Source organism: Vreelandella azerica, from assembly GCF_013112225.1.
Classification (GTDB): Bacteria; Pseudomonadota; Gammaproteobacteria; order Pseudomonadales; family Halomonadaceae; genus Vreelandella; species Vreelandella azerica.
In genome coordinates, this window is record NZ_JABFHI010000001.1 from 395,721 (window position 1) to 411,157 (window position 15,437).

Annotated in this window: 11 protein-coding genes, 3 tRNA genes and 2 pseudogenes; 10 read left to right on the plus strand and 6 right to left on the minus strand. The window is 56.2% G+C overall.

Annotated features, from left to right (window positions below):
• Positions 1-155 precede the first annotated feature (155 nt).
• Together HLB35_RS01905 and HLB35_RS01910 are read left to right on the plus strand one after the other, a co-directional pair.
• Positions 156-4,978: pseudogene (locus HLB35_RS01905) on the plus strand (NAD-glutamate dehydrogenase).
• 157 nt (positions 4,979-5,135) lie between these two features.
• Positions 5,136-6,176 (plus strand): quinone-dependent dihydroorotate dehydrogenase, encoded by a 1,041-nt coding sequence (locus HLB35_RS01910; RefSeq protein WP_171701291.1) that lies wholly within the window; start codon positions 5,136-5,138, stop codon positions 6,174-6,176.
• A gap of 46 nt (positions 6,177-6,222) precedes the next feature.
• On the opposite strand, the gene rmf is transcribed toward HLB35_RS01910, so the two are convergent.
• The gene (gene rmf, locus HLB35_RS01915) at positions 6,223-6,432 is read right to left on the minus strand and encodes a ribosome modulation factor (RefSeq protein WP_100819694.1); all 210 of its coding nucleotides are present in this window, start codon (positions 6,430-6,432) and stop codon (positions 6,223-6,225) included.
• A gap of 405 nt (positions 6,433-6,837) precedes the next feature.
• Between rmf and HLB35_RS18705 the strand changes: the two genes are divergently transcribed.
• The 4 genes from HLB35_RS18705 to HLB35_RS01925 are packed head-to-tail and all read left to right on the plus strand — an operon-like array spanning position 6,838 to position 9,405.
• Positions 6,838-7,797 (plus strand): THUMP domain-containing protein, encoded by a 960-nt coding sequence (locus HLB35_RS18705; RefSeq protein WP_422822404.1) that lies wholly within the window; start codon positions 6,838-6,840, stop codon positions 7,795-7,797.
• Entirely contained in the window at positions 7,680-7,943 is a 264-nt protein-coding gene (locus HLB35_RS18710; RefSeq protein WP_422822417.1) for a class I SAM-dependent methyltransferase, read from the plus strand. Before HLB35_RS18705 ends, HLB35_RS18710 begins: the two co-directional genes overlap by 118 nt.
• Positions 7,832-9,073, plus strand: coding sequence for a bifunctional 23S rRNA (guanine(2069)-N(7))-methyltransferase RlmK/23S rRNA (guanine(2445)-N(2))-methyltransferase RlmL (gene rlmKL, locus HLB35_RS18715; protein ID WP_422822405.1), 1,242 nt, complete (start codon positions 7,832-7,834; stop codon positions 9,071-9,073). The genes HLB35_RS18710 and rlmKL overlap by 112 nt, the downstream gene beginning before the upstream one ends.
• Positions 9,070-9,405, plus strand: a complete 336-nt coding sequence (locus tag HLB35_RS01925) for a glutaredoxin family protein (protein WP_171701292.1) — start codon at positions 9,070-9,072, stop codon at positions 9,403-9,405. Before rlmKL ends, HLB35_RS01925 begins: the two co-directional genes overlap by 4 nt.
• A gap of 3 nt (positions 9,406-9,408) precedes the next feature.
• On the opposite strand, the gene HLB35_RS01930 is transcribed toward HLB35_RS01925, so the two are convergent.
• A complete protein-coding gene (locus HLB35_RS01930; protein ID WP_171701293.1) occupies positions 9,409-9,690 on the minus strand; it encodes a hypothetical protein in 282 nt (93 codons plus the stop codon).
• Between the two features lie 85 nt (positions 9,691-9,775).
• Here HLB35_RS01930 and pdxB point away from each other — a divergent pair, with 85 nt between their 5' ends.
• Positions 9,776-10,924 (plus strand): 4-phosphoerythronate dehydrogenase PdxB, encoded by a 1,149-nt coding sequence (gene pdxB, locus HLB35_RS01935; RefSeq protein WP_171701294.1) that lies wholly within the window; start codon positions 9,776-9,778, stop codon positions 10,922-10,924.
• A 59-nt stretch (positions 10,925-10,983) separates the two neighbouring features.
• Here the strand turns inward: pdxB and htpX are convergent.
• The 4 genes and pseudogenes from htpX to msrB all read right to left on the minus strand — a co-directional run bounded on the left by htpX (position 10,984) and on the right by msrB (position 14,820).
• A pseudogene (htpX, locus tag HLB35_RS01940) lies at positions 10,984-11,888 on the minus strand (protease HtpX).
• Between the two features lie 105 nt (positions 11,889-11,993).
• Entirely contained in the window at positions 11,994-13,241 is a 1,248-nt protein-coding gene (locus HLB35_RS01945; RefSeq protein WP_171701295.1) for a pyridoxal phosphate-dependent aminotransferase, read from the minus strand.
• Positions 13,242-13,370: 129 nt separating this feature from the next.
• On the minus strand, positions 13,371-14,324 hold the full coding sequence (ylqF, locus tag HLB35_RS01950) for a ribosome biogenesis GTPase YlqF (protein WP_171701296.1): 954 nt from the start codon (positions 14,322-14,324) through the stop codon (positions 13,371-13,373).
• Positions 14,325-14,421: 97 nt separating this feature from the next.
• Positions 14,422-14,820 (minus strand): peptide-methionine (R)-S-oxide reductase MsrB, encoded by a 399-nt coding sequence (gene msrB, locus HLB35_RS01955; protein ID WP_171701297.1) that lies wholly within the window; start codon positions 14,818-14,820, stop codon positions 14,422-14,424.
• Positions 14,821-15,002: 182 nt separating this feature from the next.
• On the opposite strand from msrB, the gene HLB35_RS01960 reads away from it, so the two are divergent.
• The 3 genes from HLB35_RS01960 to HLB35_RS01970 all read left to right on the plus strand — a co-directional run bounded on the left by HLB35_RS01960 (position 15,003) and on the right by HLB35_RS01970 (position 15,431).
• Positions 15,003-15,078: transfer RNA gene (locus HLB35_RS01960), tRNA-Glu, on the plus strand.
• 38 nt (positions 15,079-15,116) lie between these two features.
• Positions 15,117-15,191: transfer RNA gene (locus HLB35_RS01965), tRNA-Gly, on the plus strand.
• Positions 15,192-15,355: 164 nt separating this feature from the next.
• Positions 15,356-15,431, plus strand: a tRNA-Glu gene (locus HLB35_RS01970).
• Positions 15,432-15,437: the final 6 nt, after the last annotated feature.

The window sequence follows — 15,437 nt, forward strand, 5'->3', positions numbered from 1 at the left end:
CGTATAAATAACAATGCACAATTGGTATGCGTTATGAGTAAGACGTCAGTTGGCTGGGGTTGGCCGAAGAGGTCGCGTAGGCTCGATCTCTTGGTGGCTTAACAGCTAACGATCTTCGTTTTGGCCGGTAATGGCCTTGGCAGTTGAGGTGATAAATGCATTACATTGCGATTGAAGAGAGCCGACAGGATCTTCTTAAACAGTTAAAGGAACGGCTGGAATCGCGTCTGGAACCCGCTAGAGCGGCGGCGATTGATGCTTTTGCGCGGCAGTTTTATGCCACCGTGCCTGTCGAGGATCTCATTGACCGGCGGCTGGATGACCTTTACGGCGCCACCCTGTCCATCTGGCAGTTTCTTCAGCATCATGAACCAGAAAGTCCCAAAGTAGCCGTCTTCAATCCTGACTTTGAAGAGCATGGTTGGCAGTCGACCCACACCTTTGTGGCGGTGTTGCATGCGGATATGCCGTTTCTGGTCGATTCGGTGCGTATCGAGCTTAACCGCCGTGGCTTGACGGTTCATGCGATTCAGAATGCTGTCCTCTCCGTGGAACGCGATGACCAATACCAGCTTAAGCGGTTGGTTTCGTCCCAGAATGACGACGCGCCTGACAGCCGCGAATCGCTGATTGTTATTGAAGTGGATCGCCATACTGACCGCGATGCCCTGGCGGTTATCGAGCAGAATCTTCATGACGTGCTGTGTGATGTGCGCACTGCAGTCAATGACTATGACGGCATGTGTGCGCGTACCCGTGAGGCCATTCAGGAGCTGGAAAAAGTCTGCCCGCCGCAGATCGACCCGGATGATCACGAAGAAGCCATCGCGTTTCTGGAGTGGTTGGTCAAAGATAATTTCACTTATCTGGGCTATGACGAATACACCCTTCAAGACGGCGAACTGGTGCGCGACAACGACAGCGTTCTAGGCGTGTTCCGGCTGGACTATCCGCGCTACTGCGAACGCATCCGTACCGAGCAGGGCGTTGACGAGAACAACGATTACGTACTCGTGCCCCAGCTATTGTCGTTTGCCAAAAGTGCCCATCATTCCCGGGTTCATCGTCCCACCTATCCGGATTACATAACGGTTGACCGCTACGACGATGACGGCAATGTGGTAGGCGAACGGCGCTTCTTCGGGCTGTTTACGGCCACCGTCTATAATGAATCACCGCGTAATATTCCGGTACTGCGCCGTAAACTCAAGGCGGTGATGGACATTGCCGGCTTCAACCCTCAAGGCCACAACGGCAAACAGTTGCTGCAAGTACTGGAAGTCTATCCGCGGGATGATCTGTTTCAGACCTCGACCGAGTCTCTGGCTGGCACCGCGCTGGGCATTCTCAATATTCGTGAACGCCGCCAGGTGCGCCTGTTTGTGCGCGCGGATGTGAGCGGCAAATTCTATTCCTGTCTGATTTTTGTCCCTCGGGATGTATTTTCCACCGACTTGCGCCAACGCATTCAGAACCTGCTATGCGAAGAAATGGATGCGCATTTTGGTGACTTTAATACCTATCTGTCCGAGTCGGTGCTGGCGCGTATTCAGCTGATTCTGCGTTTCAACGGCGATAAGCCATGCAAGTTTGACCTGAAACGTATCGAACACAAGGTCTCGCAGCTGGCGCGCAGCTGGAAAGATGAGCTGCAGTCCGCCATGGTAGAGGGGTTTGGTGAAGAAAGTGCCAACCATCTGATGGAGCGCTTCAGCAGCGCTTTTTCTGCAAGCTACCGGGAAGACTTCAGCGCGCGCACCGGTGTCTTTGATATTCAGCACCTGTTGGCACTGGATAATGGCGATGACCTGGCGCTGTCGCTCTATCGCCCGCTGGAAGAGCAGGGCGGTGGCCTTAACCTCAAGCTGTTCCATCGCGAATCACAGATTCCGCTTTCAGATGTGCTGCCGATGATGGAAAACCTGGGGCTGCGGGTGATCGGCGAACGCCCTTATGAAATCAACGAGCCATCAGAGCGCTACTGGATTCACGATTTTGAACTGGAACATAGTGGCGCCGACCTTAGCCTGAGCGAAATGCGTGTGGCGTTCACCGAAGCGTTCAAGCGGATTTGGGGCGGTGAAGCCGATAATGATGCCTTCAACCGGCTGATTATCGGTGCCAACCTGGACTGGCGTGAAGTGGCGATGCTGCGCGGCTATGCGCGTTACCTCAAGCAGATTCGCTTTGGTATGTCGCAAAACTATATTGCTTCTACCCTGGCTAACTACCCGCATATTACCCGTGAGTTGGTGGAGTTGTTCCGTCTGCGCTTTGACCCGCTGTGCAAGGATCGCGACAGCAGTGCCTGTCTTGCACGTATTAATGAACACCTTGAGCAGGTCACCAGCCTCAATGATGACCAACTGGTGCGACGCTTTGTGGAACTGATTCAGGCGACCTTGCGTACCAACTACTACCAGCTGGGTGAGCAGGGGCGCTTCAAGGATTACATTGCCTACAAGCTGGAGCCTTCCAAGGTGACCGGTATGCCCAAGCCGCGTCCTGCCTATGAGATTTTCGTCTGTTCGCCCAGGGTGGAAGGTGTTCACCTGCGCGGCGGCAAGGTTGCCCGTGGCGGGCTGCGCTGGTCTGATCGCCGGGAAGACTTCCGCACCGAGGTGCTGGGGCTGGTCAAGGCGCAGCAGGTGAAAAACGCCGTGATTGTGCCGGTGGGTGCCAAAGGTGGCTTTGTCTGTAAGCGAATGCCCGAGAATGCTGACAGGGAAGCCGTGCAGAAAGAAGGTATTGCCTGTTACAAAACCTTTATTCGTGCCTTGCTGGATGTCACTGACAACCTCGTGGGCAGTGGCGTTGTGCCGCCAGACAATGTGGTACGTCATGATGACGATGATGCCTATCTGGTGGTGGCTGCCGATAAGGGAACGGCAACGTTTTCGGATATTGCCAACGAAATCTCGCTGGAATACGGGCATTGGCTGGGGGATGCATTTGCCTCCGGCGGCGCCAATGGTTATGACCACAAGAAAATGGGCATTACCGCGCGGGGCGCCTGGGAATCTGTTGAGCGCCATTTCCGTAATCTGGGGCTGAACACTCAGCGCGAAAACTTCACTGTAGTCGGTGTTGGTGATATGGGCGGTGATGTGTTCGGTAACGGCATGCTGCTGTCTGAGCATATTCAGCTGGTGGGTGCCTTCAACCACCTGCATATCTTTGTTGACCCCAACCCGGATGCCGCGACGACCTTTGCTGAACGTCAGCGCCTGTTCAATATGCCCCGCTCCAGCTGGGAAGATTTTGACAAGTCGTTGATTTCTGCAGGGGTGGTATCTTCAGCCGGAGTGCAAAATCCATCAGCATCACGCCGCAGATGCAGGACGTCTTTGGCATCAGTGAATCCCAGATGGCTCCCAATGACCTGATCCGTGCCATGCTTAAGGCACATGTAGACCTGTTCTGGAACGGCGGTATCGGCACTTATGTGAAGGGCTCGGAGGAAACCGACGCCGAAGTGGGCGATAAAGCTAACGATGCCTTGCGTATCAATGGCTGTGAGCTGAACTGCCGCGTTATCGGTGAGGGCGGTAACCTGGGCTTTACTCAGCTGGGCCGCATGGAGGCTGCCAATAAGGGCGTGCTGGTTTACACCGATTTCATTGATAACGCCGGTGGCGTGAATTGCTCTGACCACGAAGTCAATATCAAGATTCTGATTGATGAAGTGGTCAAACGTGGTGATATGACCGAGAAGCAGCGTAATAAGCTGCTCGCCGATATGACCGATGAAGTGGCGGATCTGGTTATTCTCGACAACTACCGTCAGACCCAGGCCCTGGATCTGTCGGCACTGATCTCCAAGCAGGGTATTGGCCCTTATCGTCGCTTTATCAGTGAGCTTGAGGCTGTTGGGCAGATTGACCGCGAGCTGGAGTTCCTGCCGCAGGATGACGTCCTGAAAGAGCGTTCAGGCAGCGGCGAGGGGATGAGTCTGCCGGAACTCTCAGTGTTGATCTCTTACGCTAAGAGCACGCTGAAAGGCGACCTGATCGTCTCCGAGGTGCCGGATGACCCCTATATTCATCGTCATCTTGAGCGCCTCTTTCCGCAGCCGTTGGTGGATAACTATCTCACCGAAATGTACGAGCATCGCCTGAAGCGTGAAATTGTCGCGACTCAGGTCGCCAATGATCTGGTAGATCATATGGGCGTTGTCTTCGTTCGCCGCCTGATGGATTCCACCGGGGCTGGTCGCGCTGATATTGCTCGCGCCTACATCATTGCGCGTGACAGCTTTAATCTGCCCAGCCTGTGGGCGGAAATCGAAGCGCTGGACAACATCGTATCCAGCCAGGTGCAGTACGGGATGATGCTGGATTTGATGCGTATGGTGCGTCGCGCCACCCGTTGGTTCCTGCGTCAGCATCTGGGGCTTTCCACCCAGGATGCTGTGGAATACTTTGGCCCGCGCCTGGCGCAGCTGCAGGAAGGTATTGGTGAGCTGCTTAGCGGTGAGGAGCTGGATGCCTGGCAGCAGCGCCGTGAAGAGCTGCTTGAGGCAGGCGTGCCTGAAACCCTAGCAGGAAGCGTTGCTGCAGCGCCCAGCCTGTATGCGGGGCTGGGTATCATCCAGGCGGCACGCCATGTCAACGAAAAGCCCCAGCGCGTTGCCGAGGTGTTCTATGAAGTCGGCAGCCGCCTGGAACTGCCCTGGATGATTCAGCAGGTCACCCGGTTGGATGTGCGTGATGCCTGGCAGGCCCAGGCGCGGGAAACTTTCCGTGATGATATCGACCGCCAGCAGCTGGCGCTGACAACCAGCGTGTTGAGGCTTGAAACCGGCAACCACGACGTGGACGAGCGGGTTGCACAATGGCTGGATCAGCATGCCGATCTTCATCGCCGCTGGTGCCGCCTGATAGAGGAAGTGCGCAGCGGCAGTGAAAGCGGTTTTGCTCTCTTTGCCGTGGCCGTGCGTGAACTGGTGGACTTGGCTGAAAGTGATAGCGAAGCCTGATCTTATACGCATAAGTAGCTGAAATAACGCCGTGTCCGGCTAGCTGGGCACGGCGTTTCTTGTTGTGGGGGTGCGGTCTGTCACACCAGCCTGCCGCTCTTGCCCGCTTTACGCTATAATGCTGGCCGCTTATTGCTGCCTGGCCAGAGGAACCACCATGTACCACGTTATTCGCCCCGCGCTTTTTCGCCTTGACCCCGAAGCCTCACACACTCTGGCCATGGGCATGCTGGATACCTTGCATCGCCTGGGGGCGGCCAAGCGGCTGGCAGGGGCAAGGGTTAGTGACCCCATAGAGCTGATGGGTTTGCGTTTTCCCAACCGGGTGGGGTTGGCGGCAGGGCTGGATAAAAATGCCGACCACCTTGATGCGCTGGGGGCGTTAGGTTTTGGCTTTATCGAAGTCGGCACTGTCACCCCCAAGGCACAACCGGGTAATCCGAAACCGCGTTTGTTCCGCCTTGCTGGGCATGATGCCATCATCAACCGCTTTGGTTTCAATAACAAAGGGGTGGAGCATCTGGTCGAGCAGGTCAGGAAAAGCCGTTTTGACGGCATTATCGGCATCAATATCGGCAAGAATCTGAGCACGGCGGTCGAGGATGCGCTGGCTGATTATCTGCTTTGCCTGGACGCTGTGCACGACGTGGCGGATTATATCGCAGTGAATATTTCCTCACCCAATACGCCGGGGCTTAGAACCCTGCAGTTTGGCGAACAGCTGGATGCGCTGCTGGGGCCGATCAGAGCGCGCGCCACTGAGCTGGATGATGCCCGCCAGCAGCGTGTGCCGCTGCTGGTCAAAATTGCCCCAGATATGAATGAAGAGGAAATTGCCTTGGTGGCACAAAGCATAGAGCGCAATGGGCTTGATGGCGTGATTGCGACCAATACGACCATTGAGCGCCAGGCGGTAGAGGATGACCCGCAAAGCACAGAGGCCGGTGGGCTATCAGGTAAACCGGTGTTTGAAGCCTCCAACCGGGTTATCAGGCTATTGCGACAGCATTTGCCTGCTATACCGATTATTGGGGTAGGAGGCATCGACAGCGGTGAGGCGGCTCGGCAGAAGCTGGAAGCGGGTGCAGATCTGGTACAGCTTTACTCCGGGCTTATCTATCAGGGGCCAGGCCTGATCAATGCATGCGCTTCTACGCTGGCAGTCATCAGTGCAGATAACAAAAAGCCTGCCGCGTAGGGGCAGGCTTCAGCTTCCATGATGACACGCTCAGCGTCTTACCGGTTCAGGTCATCACCATGGGGTTTTTGTGGATGCCGGAAACCCCCGTCATCCCGCTCCACTGATCGCCGCGTCCTTCACGCCAACCACTCATCCAGTATTCTCGTAAATTGACATCCTGACTGGGGCAGTCATCCCGTGAGCGTCCTGTGACACCTGCTTTATAGCCGTGTACATAAGCCCGTTGAAAGCGATCACGTTTTTGTCTTTTCATTGGCTAACCTCTTCTAATGAAAGCCTTTGATGAGAAATAGCAAAAAACCGCCATTTCAGGAGCTGGCTGTTAGGGTGAGATAGGTCATGCTAATGATGTAAAGCACTCACGTGCTGAACGCAGCAAACCTGCATTTCTGAAACGTCAACCCCAACGCCATATGGTTGTCGTGAATCAAAAAAGCGAGTCAAAAATTGGACCCTGACCCCCGACAACAAACGCATGCGTTATTCTGTAGCTACCCTTTTATTGTTAGACCATAAGGCCAGGGTTTGTCGACCATTAAATTGTCATAAGAGCTACATGGAATTGACATAAATAGTAATATCAGCCTGGAAACGCCGCTGCCAGACGATGATCACCCCGCTTGATTCGCCATGATCAAGCGCCCAAGATTGAGTAATTATGACCGAGCAATATCAAAACGAAGCACTTGACCTGCTAGTGACCTGCCCAAAAGGCATCGAGCAACTGCTGGAAGGAGAGCTGATTCAGCTGGGCGCTACGCCGGGTAAAACCACGGTGGCAGGTATTTATGTCAGCGCCAGCCTGGAGACGGCGTATCGCCTGTGTCTGTGGTCACGCTTGGCCAACCGGGTGATTGTCATTTTGCAGCGAGCGTCCATGGTGGATACCGCTGCCCAGCTGCTCAGCGCTGTCACTGTGGTGCCTTGGGCCGAGCATATCGCAGCAGGCAAAACCCTGGCGGTCGACTTCCATGGCCGCAGTGAGCATATCCGCCATACGCGCTTTGGCGCCCAGACGGTCAAGGATGGCGTGGTGGATGCCATGGCCCTGGCGGGCGCCGAGCGGCCACAGGTAGATACCAAGTCTCCTGATATGCGTCTTTACGCTCACCTGCACCGCAGCAACCTGACCCTGGGTATCGACCTGTCTGGGGAAAGCCTTCATCGGCGAGGGTATCGCCTGGATGTGGGGCATGCGCCCCTCAAGGAAAACCTTGCCGCTGCCTTGCTGGTGCGTGCGGGTTGGCAAGCCCGAGCCAAAGCCGGCGAGCCTTTGATTGACCCGCTATGCGGTGCTGGCACCCTTTTGATTGAGGCGGCGCTGATGGCAGCGGATCAGGCGCCTAACCTGAACCGCCGACGCTTTGGGTTTCACGGTTGGGCGCATCACCAGCAAGCTATCTGGGAAGAGCTACAGCGTGAAGCCCAGGCGCGGGCCAGCATTGGCCGCAAACGCTGCAAGAGTGCACTGTTCGGCTTTGACCAAAGCCCGGCGGCCTTATCAGCGGCCAAGGCCAACGCTATGCGCGCAGGTATTCCGGCGCTGATCACCTTTCATGGTCAGGGGTTGCCCAGCTTGAACGCCCGGAAGGTCTGGCATCGGAATCAGGTCTGCTGATCACCAATCCGCCTTACGGCGAGCGGCTGGGGAGTTGCCAGAGCTGGTCGGCCTTTACGCGACCCTGGGTGAAAAAGCCAAAGCGCTGTTCCCCGGCTGGACGCTGGCTATGTTCACTGGTAATCCGGATCTTGGCCACCGGCTAGGGCTGAGAGCTCACAAGCAGTATGCGCTGAAAAATGGCCCGCTGGATGCCAAGCTGCTGTTAATGGAAATTGGCGCTGACACTGCGTATAAGACTTCCGCCCAGAGCGCTGACAACCATGCCGCGTCAACCTCAAACGATACTCTCGCACAGGCGGCGGAAGATGCGCCACAGCAAGCATCGTCTGATAACGCCCAGATGTTCGCCAACCGGCTGAAAAAGAACCAGAAGCGCCTGAAGAAATGGCTCAAACAAAGCGGTGAAAGCTGCTATCGCTTGTACGATGCCGATATGCCGGAATTTGCCCTGGCTATTGATATCTACGCCGACCGGGTACACGTTCAGGAATACATGCCGCCGCGCTCGGTGAATCCTGCTCAGGCCCAGAAGCGCCTGTTTGACGCCCTTGAAGTCCTGCCTCATACCTTGGAAGTGGACGCCAGCCGGATTTATGTCAAGCAGCGCGAGCGGCAGGCCGGCAAGTCGCAATATCAAAAGCGTGATGCCAGCGGCGAGCGTTTCGAGGTGCAGGAAGGGCCTGCACGCCTATGGGTTAACCTACGTGACTATCTGGATACCGGGCTGTTTCTGGATCATCGTCCGGTGCGGCGTCTGCTGGGTGAGATGGCGCAGGGCAAACGCTTTCTCAACCTGTTCTGTTATACGGCGTCAGCCACGGTTCATGCGGCCCTGGGTGGCGCCAGTGACAGCGTCAGTGTCGATATGTCCAATACCTACCTGAGCTGGGCTCAGGATAACTTTGCCCTCAATGGGCTTGATCCTAGCCGTCACAGAGTCATACGTGATGACTGCTTCAAGTGGCTGGAAACGGCCAGCACCCAGTTTGATCTTATTTTCATGGACCCGCCGACGTTTTCCAACTCGAAGAAAATGCGCGATACCCTGGATATTCAGCGTGATCATCCCCAGCTGGTGCGGTTGGCCATGGCGCGCCTGATGCCAGAGGGCACCCTGGTATTCTCCAACAATCAGCGGCGTTTCGAGCTGGATAGCACCTTGTGCGAAGAGTTCACGGTGGAGGATATTTCCGCCAAGACCTTTGATCCTGATTTTCAGCGCCGCCAAAACCTGCATCATGTCTTCCTGTTGCGTCACAAGGAGGCGGCATGATAGCGCTGACGCTTTACACAACCTTGGGGTGCCATCTGTGCGAGCAGCTGGAGGCTCTGGTGCGCCAGCTGGCCAACCAGGCAGTGGTGCTGACAGCGGTTGAGATCAGCAACGACGATACCTTGATGGCGCGCTATGCCCAGCGCATTCCCGTGCTGGCAGATGCCGAGGGCAAGGAGCTGGATAGAGGCTTTGATGTCGAGCGGCTAGCCGCCTGGCTTGAAGCGCGTGGCTGGCTCGACCAGGCAGCGCTTCAAGCGCTGATGTCGCCGCCTGAGCCAGAACCTGCCAAGCTTGCTTATACTCACAATGGCCGCCGCTATCTTGGCTAGAGGCTAGAGGGCATCCAGTAGTGAGAGCTGACGCATGGCTTCCTGGCCTTCCGGGGAGTCATCGTCCACATCCAGCACCTTGCGAAAGCCACGCGAGGACTGAATGGTGCTCTCGTCGTCCAACCACATCCGGGCCTGTTCGCGGCTTTCTGCCAATTGGTGTTTGAGTCCGCCAAACTGGGTGCCAATCTGCCCCCAGGCGCGGCTGAAAATCCAATCGCCAAACATATCCTGATGAATATGCACCAGCACATAGTCATGGTCGGTTTCCCAGCGTACGATCACACCTTGTCCTCTTGTTTATTGCGCCTTGTCTGCCGGTGCCTTGCGCAGCCGAGCGCCCATTGTAAAGCCCAAGATGAAAAACGCTATGAAACTTGTCGTTGATGCCAATATCCCCGCCAGTGAGGCCTGCTTTGCTGAGTTTGGCGACGTGGTACGCCTGCCGGGCCGCGAGATTACCGCCCGGCATCTAAAGGATGCCGATGCCCTTGTGGTGCGCTCGGTGACCCAGGTCAATCAAGCTATGCTGGCAGATAGCCCGGTGCGCTTTGTGGGCACCTGCACCATAGGCACTGACCATATTGATACCGCCTACCTGAAAGCGCGTGAGATTGCATTCGCCAGTGCTCCTGGGTGTAACGCCGAGGCGGTGGTGGATTATGTGCTGGCTAGCCTGTTAACCCTTGCTGAGCGCCAAGGGTGGTTATTAACCCAGCGCTGCGTGGGCGTTGTTGGCGTGGGTAACGTGGGCAGCCGCCTGCAGGCTCGTCTGCAGGCGTTAGGCGTCGAGGTATTATCTTGTGACCCGCCACGAGCGGCCCAGGAAGGCAGTGCAGGCTTTGAAGCGCTGCAAACGCTGATCAGCCGCTGTGATGTGCTCTGCCTGCATACCCCGCTGGTCACGGAAGGCCCCCACAGGACGCGCCACCTGCTTAGCGCCTCAGAGATCAATGCGCTCAAACCAGGCAGCATAGTGGTGAACGCCGGGCGCGGTGACTGTATGGATAGCGCTGCCCTGGCGGAACGCCTGACTCAGCAGGCGGATCTTACTGCTGTGCTCGACGTATGGGAAAACGAACCGGAGATTGATCCACAATTACATGCGTTAGCTACGCTGGCAACGCCCCATGTGGCGGGCTACAGCCTGGATGGCAAGCTGCGCGGCAGTCTGATGATTCATCATGCTCTGGCTCAGCATCTGGGTCGCCAAAGCCCGCTGACGCTGGCCGATATCTGCCCGTCACCAGCGCTTGGCGAACTGACCTTGCAACAGGCCATACCCACTGAAGACGCCCTGCGGCTGTGCATGCGAGCGGTTTACGACCCGCGCCGTGATCACGACCGCTTGGCACGGGAGATGCAACACCAAGCGATTGGCAACGCCTTTGATCGCTGCCGCGCTGATTACCCCTTACGGCGCGAGTTCGCCACCCTCAAGGTGCGCCTGGGCGATGACGCAACTTCGCTGGCCCCTGGTTTGCGTGCCGCTGGTTTTAATGTCCTGACCGAGGCTTAGCCATAAAAACGCCCACCTCAATGGGTGGGCGCTGTTGTGACGTCATGCAGAAGCATGAATTACCGACGGTAGGAGGCTTCCTGCAGGGCGCGAATGCGATCATCCAGCGGCGGGTGGCTGGCAAACAGACGCTCGACAAGCGAGCGTGTCTGGCCCTTGGTGATGGCCATGGCGCGCAGGGTGTCGGGCATCTGGTCGGGTAGCTCAGTTTCGATTTCAGCCTTGCCAGGGCGCTGACCATAGCACTCGTGCCCGCCAGCCGTGCGCCTGCTTCATCGGCACGGTATTCACGGAAACGAGAGAACCAGGCCACAATGGCCGATGCGGCAATTCCGAAAATAATCTCGGCTACCATGACCACAGCAAAATAGCCCATAAAGCCCAGGCCGCCTTCGCCATCTGTACGGCTTTTCAGGAAGCCATCAATCAGGTGGGCCACCACGCGGGCAAAGAACATCACAAAGGTGTTAACCACGCCTTGTACCAACGCCAGCGTGACCATGTCACCATTGGCCACGTGGCCAATCTCGTGGGCCAGAACGGCGCGCACCTCTTCAGGTTTCATGCGGTTAAGTAGCCCGGCTGAAACCGCCACCAGGGCGTCGTCCTTTTTCCAGCCGGTGGCAAAGGCATTGGACTGCTGGGCCGGGAAGATACCTACTTCCGGCGTTTTAATGCCAGCATCACGGGCCAGTTCGGTCACCGTATCGACCAGCCATTGCTCGGTGGCGTTAGAGGGCTTTTCGATAATAACCGTGCCGGTAGAGCGCTTGGCCATCCACTTCGATATCAATAGCGATATCACAGACCCGGCCATACCGATGATGAAACAGAACAGCAGCAAACTGGTGAAGTTGATGCCCTGGCTACGTAGATAGCCTTCTACACCGAACAGGCGCAATGTCAGGCTGGCGACCAGCACGACGGCCAGGTTGGTGGCTAAAAACAACACGATTCGCAGCATATGAGGATCTCCTTGATGAGATAAGAAACAGGTCCTGAGATATCGCTTAGATGGAGGAGAGGCGATGAGGTTTCAAATCTCCACCTGCATTTTGCTGGTTAGGGCTTATTGACGATAGCGAGATAAAAAATCAGCAAAGCGATCCAGCGCATTGCCCAACTGATCGGCCCAGGGCAAGGTGACGATACGCACATGATCCGGATCCGGCCAGTTAAAGGCCGTTCCCTGAACCAGCAGGATTTTCTCCTGTAACAGCAGATCAAGCACCATTTTTTGATCGTCCTGGATATTAAATACACCAGGGTCGAGTTTTGGAAAGGCGTAGAGAGCCCCCTTTGGCTTGACGCAACTTACCCCAGGAATGGCATTCAGCTTGTCATAGGTAATATCCCGCTGAGCCAGCAGGCGCCCGCCGGGCAGAATCAGATCATTGATCGACTGATAGCCGCCCAGTGCTGTCTGAATGGCGTGTTGGGCCGGTACATTGGCGCACAGACGCATTGAGGCCAGCATGGTCAGCCCCTGAATGAAGTCGCTGGAACGCTGCTTGGCAAGGCCACCGGAAATCGTCATCCAGCCTGAACGGAAACCGGCACAACGGTAGCTTTTTGATAGCCCGTTCATGGTGATGACCAACTGATCATCCTCGGCGAGTGCGCCTGTAGCGGTGTGTTCGACGCCGTCATACAGAATCTTGTCGTAGATCTCATCGGAGAACACCACCAGATTATGTTCATGGGCAATCGCCAGTACTTCGCGCACAACCTCCGGCGGATAGACGGCCCCGGTCGGGTTGTTGGGGTTGATCAGCACGATAGCCCGGGTATGGCTGGTCACCTTGGCGCGAATGTCGTCCATGGCGGGCGCCCACTCTGCCTGTTCATCGCATAGATAATGCACGGCGCGACCGCCGGAAAGGTTGGCGGCGGCTGTCCATAATGGGTAATCTGGCGCAGGAATTAGCACCTCATCGCCGTCATTCAGCAGCGCCTGCATGGCCATCACAATCAGCTCGGAAACCCCGTTGCCGATGTAGATATCTTCAATGCCCACGCCGGGTATCTGCTTGCGCTGGCATTCCTGCATGATCGCCTTGCGGGCAGAATACAGCCCCTTGGAATCGCAGTAGCCCTGGGCCGTCGGCAGGTTACGCATCACATCCTGGAGTATTTCTTCAGGCGCCTCGAAACCAAAGGGGGCAGGATTACCTATATTAAGTTTGAGAATGCGCTGACCTTCCTCTTCCAGGCGCTTGGCGTGATCCAGCACCGGCCCACGGATGTCGTAGCAGACGCTATCGAGCTTGTGTGACTTGCGCAGCACGGGCGTTTCAGAGCTCTTTGTTATCGTCATGATATCTTCCAATAAGCGTGATTATTCCAGGCGCGCATGCAAGGAATAACTAATAATCGGTAAACAGTGAATCCACTGCATGCACAGTGATTTACACTAAGTTATCTGGACTGGGTTATTTAGACTGAGCTATTCCGCAGCATCAGCGCTGTTATCGTCTGTTTCTTCTACCGGGGCAGGGATGTCGTCAGGCGTTTCCAGGGTGATGCGGCCAAGTTTGCCATCTCTTAGCTCATGCAGCAGCACTTCTGCCCCGCGGTGAAGGTCAACCTCGCCACCGGCTCTCAGGCCGCCGCGGCGGCTGGCAATCTGTTTGAGAATGGCATGGCCATCAAAGCCGGCCAGGGCCAGAAAGTCAGGACGCTCAGGGCCATCAGTTTCAACGTTATGAGTGCTCTGTAGTGCTTCATAGGCAGGCAGGGAAGATAGCTTGTAGCGGCTTTTCAGTGCCTCGGGGTAGCGTTTTGCCAGTTCAGCGCAGGCCACAATACCTACATCCGTATATTCAATGGCAGTATCGCGGATGGCACCGCTGGCCGCCAGCCGGTAAGCACTAGCCTGATCTTCAATCTTGGGCCATAGCACCCCGGGCGTATCAACCAGCGCCACCCGGCCATCAATGCGTACTTTCTGCTGGCGCTTGGTGACGGCGGGTTCATTGCCTGTCTTGGCGATCTTGCGTTTGGCCAGGCCGTTGATCAGGGTCGATTTGCCCACATTGGGAATGCCCATCACCATCACGCGAACATCGCGGTCAGCGCGGACTTCGCCTGCCAGGCTATGGCAAAGCGCCGGGATGCTTTTGAGCTCCCGGCTATTGGTCGTGGTGATTGCCAGTGCGCGAGTGTCGGGCTGGCTATCGAAAAAAGCCACCCATTGCTGAGTGCGCTCAGGGTCGGCCAGGTCAGCTCGGGAGAGAATCTTCAGCACCGGCTTGTGGCGCGTAAGCTCTGCCAGCATCGGGTTGGCGCTGGAATAGGGCAGGCGGGCGTCAAGCACTTCAATAACAACGTCAATTTCGGGTAGCGCTTCCTTGATCTGGCGGCGCGCCTTGTTCATATGACCGGGGAACCAGCCGAGCATGGGTTTCTCCTGAGAGCACAAAAAAGCGAGCCACCATTCTAGCAGAAGGCGCTCGCATTGCCGGACTAACAATTCGCTGTGCTATTCAAGTAGAGGGTTATTCACCAGGGTGAAACTCAATGGCCACTGAGTTGATGCAATAGCGCAGCCCTGTGGTGTCAGCCGGGCCATCCGGGAAGACGTGACCCAGGTGGGCATCACATTTGGCGCAGACCACCTCGGTTCTGTGCATGCCGTGGCTGGTATCGGTGTGTTCTTCAATACGGTTCTGGCTGAAAGGGCGGTCAAAGCTTGGCCAGCCGCACCCGGCGTTGAACTTGTGTTCGTTTTCAAACAGTGGCGCATTGCAGCAGACACAGTGATAGATGCCATGGGCCTCAGTGACATTGTAATCACCGCTGAAGGGCGGTTCAGTGCCTTTTTCGCGGGTCACACGATATTGCTCGGGTGTCAGTTGTTCGCGCCATTGTTCAGCGGATTTTTCCAGTTTGGTCATGGCAGCCTCCTTGAAAAGGCAATATTAAAAAGGGTGGCAAAATCCATTTTCTGTGTCCAGGTGTCAGATTAGCTTATCTGCCAGCATGCGATATCTGCCTTCGTGATACCAGCTGAGATTGATGCTTGACACTTATTCACGGGCTGATTATTATACGCGCCACCTCGACGAGGTAACGCAGCGTCCCATTCGTCTAGTGGTCCAGGACACCGCCCTTTCACGGCGGTAACAGGGGTTCGAACCCCCTATGGGACGCCACTTATCAAGTCAGGGTTATCGGAAGTGCTGTCAGGTTTGCGGGAATAGCTCAGTGGTAGAGCATCGCCTTGCCAAGGCGAGGGTCGGGAGTTCGAATCTCCTTTCCCGCTCCAAGATCTAGTGGTACGGAACGGTAGGCGAGGATCGTGAGCTGGAACACCAGCCCGGTCGAATCACCTTTCCGCTCCAAGATCTAGCAGTTCGGAACGGTAGGCGAGGATCGTGAGCTGGAACGCCAGCCCGGTCGAATCACCTTTCCGCTCCAAGATTTAAAAACGTCCCATTCGTCTAGTGGTCCAGGACACCGCCCTTTCACGGCGGTAACAGGGGTTCGAACCCCCTATGGGACGCCATCCGAT

Excerpts from the sequence above, each read along its gene's own strand:
- HLB35_RS01910 (WP_171701291.1), top strand. The coding sequence starts at position 5,136 with ATGTACCACGTTATTCGCCCCGCGCTTTTTCGCCTTGACCCCGAAGCC.
- rmf (WP_100819694.1), bottom strand. The coding sequence starts at position 6,432 with ATGAAAAGACAAAAACGTGATCGCTTTCAACGGGCTTATGTACACGGC.
- HLB35_RS18705 (WP_422822404.1), top strand. The coding sequence starts at position 6,838 with ATGACCGAGCAATATCAAAACGAAGCACTTGACCTGCTAGTGACCTGC.
- HLB35_RS01925 (WP_171701292.1), top strand. The coding sequence starts at position 9,070 with ATGATAGCGCTGACGCTTTACACAACCTTGGGGTGCCATCTGTGCGAG.
- pdxB (WP_171701294.1), top strand. The coding sequence starts at position 9,776 with ATGAAACTTGTCGTTGATGCCAATATCCCCGCCAGTGAGGCCTGCTTT.
- HLB35_RS01945 (WP_171701295.1), bottom strand. The coding sequence starts at position 13,241 with ATGACGATAACAAAGAGCTCTGAAACGCCCGTGCTGCGCAAGTCACAC.
- ylqF (WP_171701296.1), bottom strand. The coding sequence starts at position 14,324 with ATGCTCGGCTGGTTCCCCGGTCATATGAACAAGGCGCGCCGCCAGATC.
- msrB (WP_171701297.1), bottom strand. The coding sequence starts at position 14,820 with ATGACCAAACTGGAAAAATCCGCTGAACAATGGCGCGAACAACTGACA.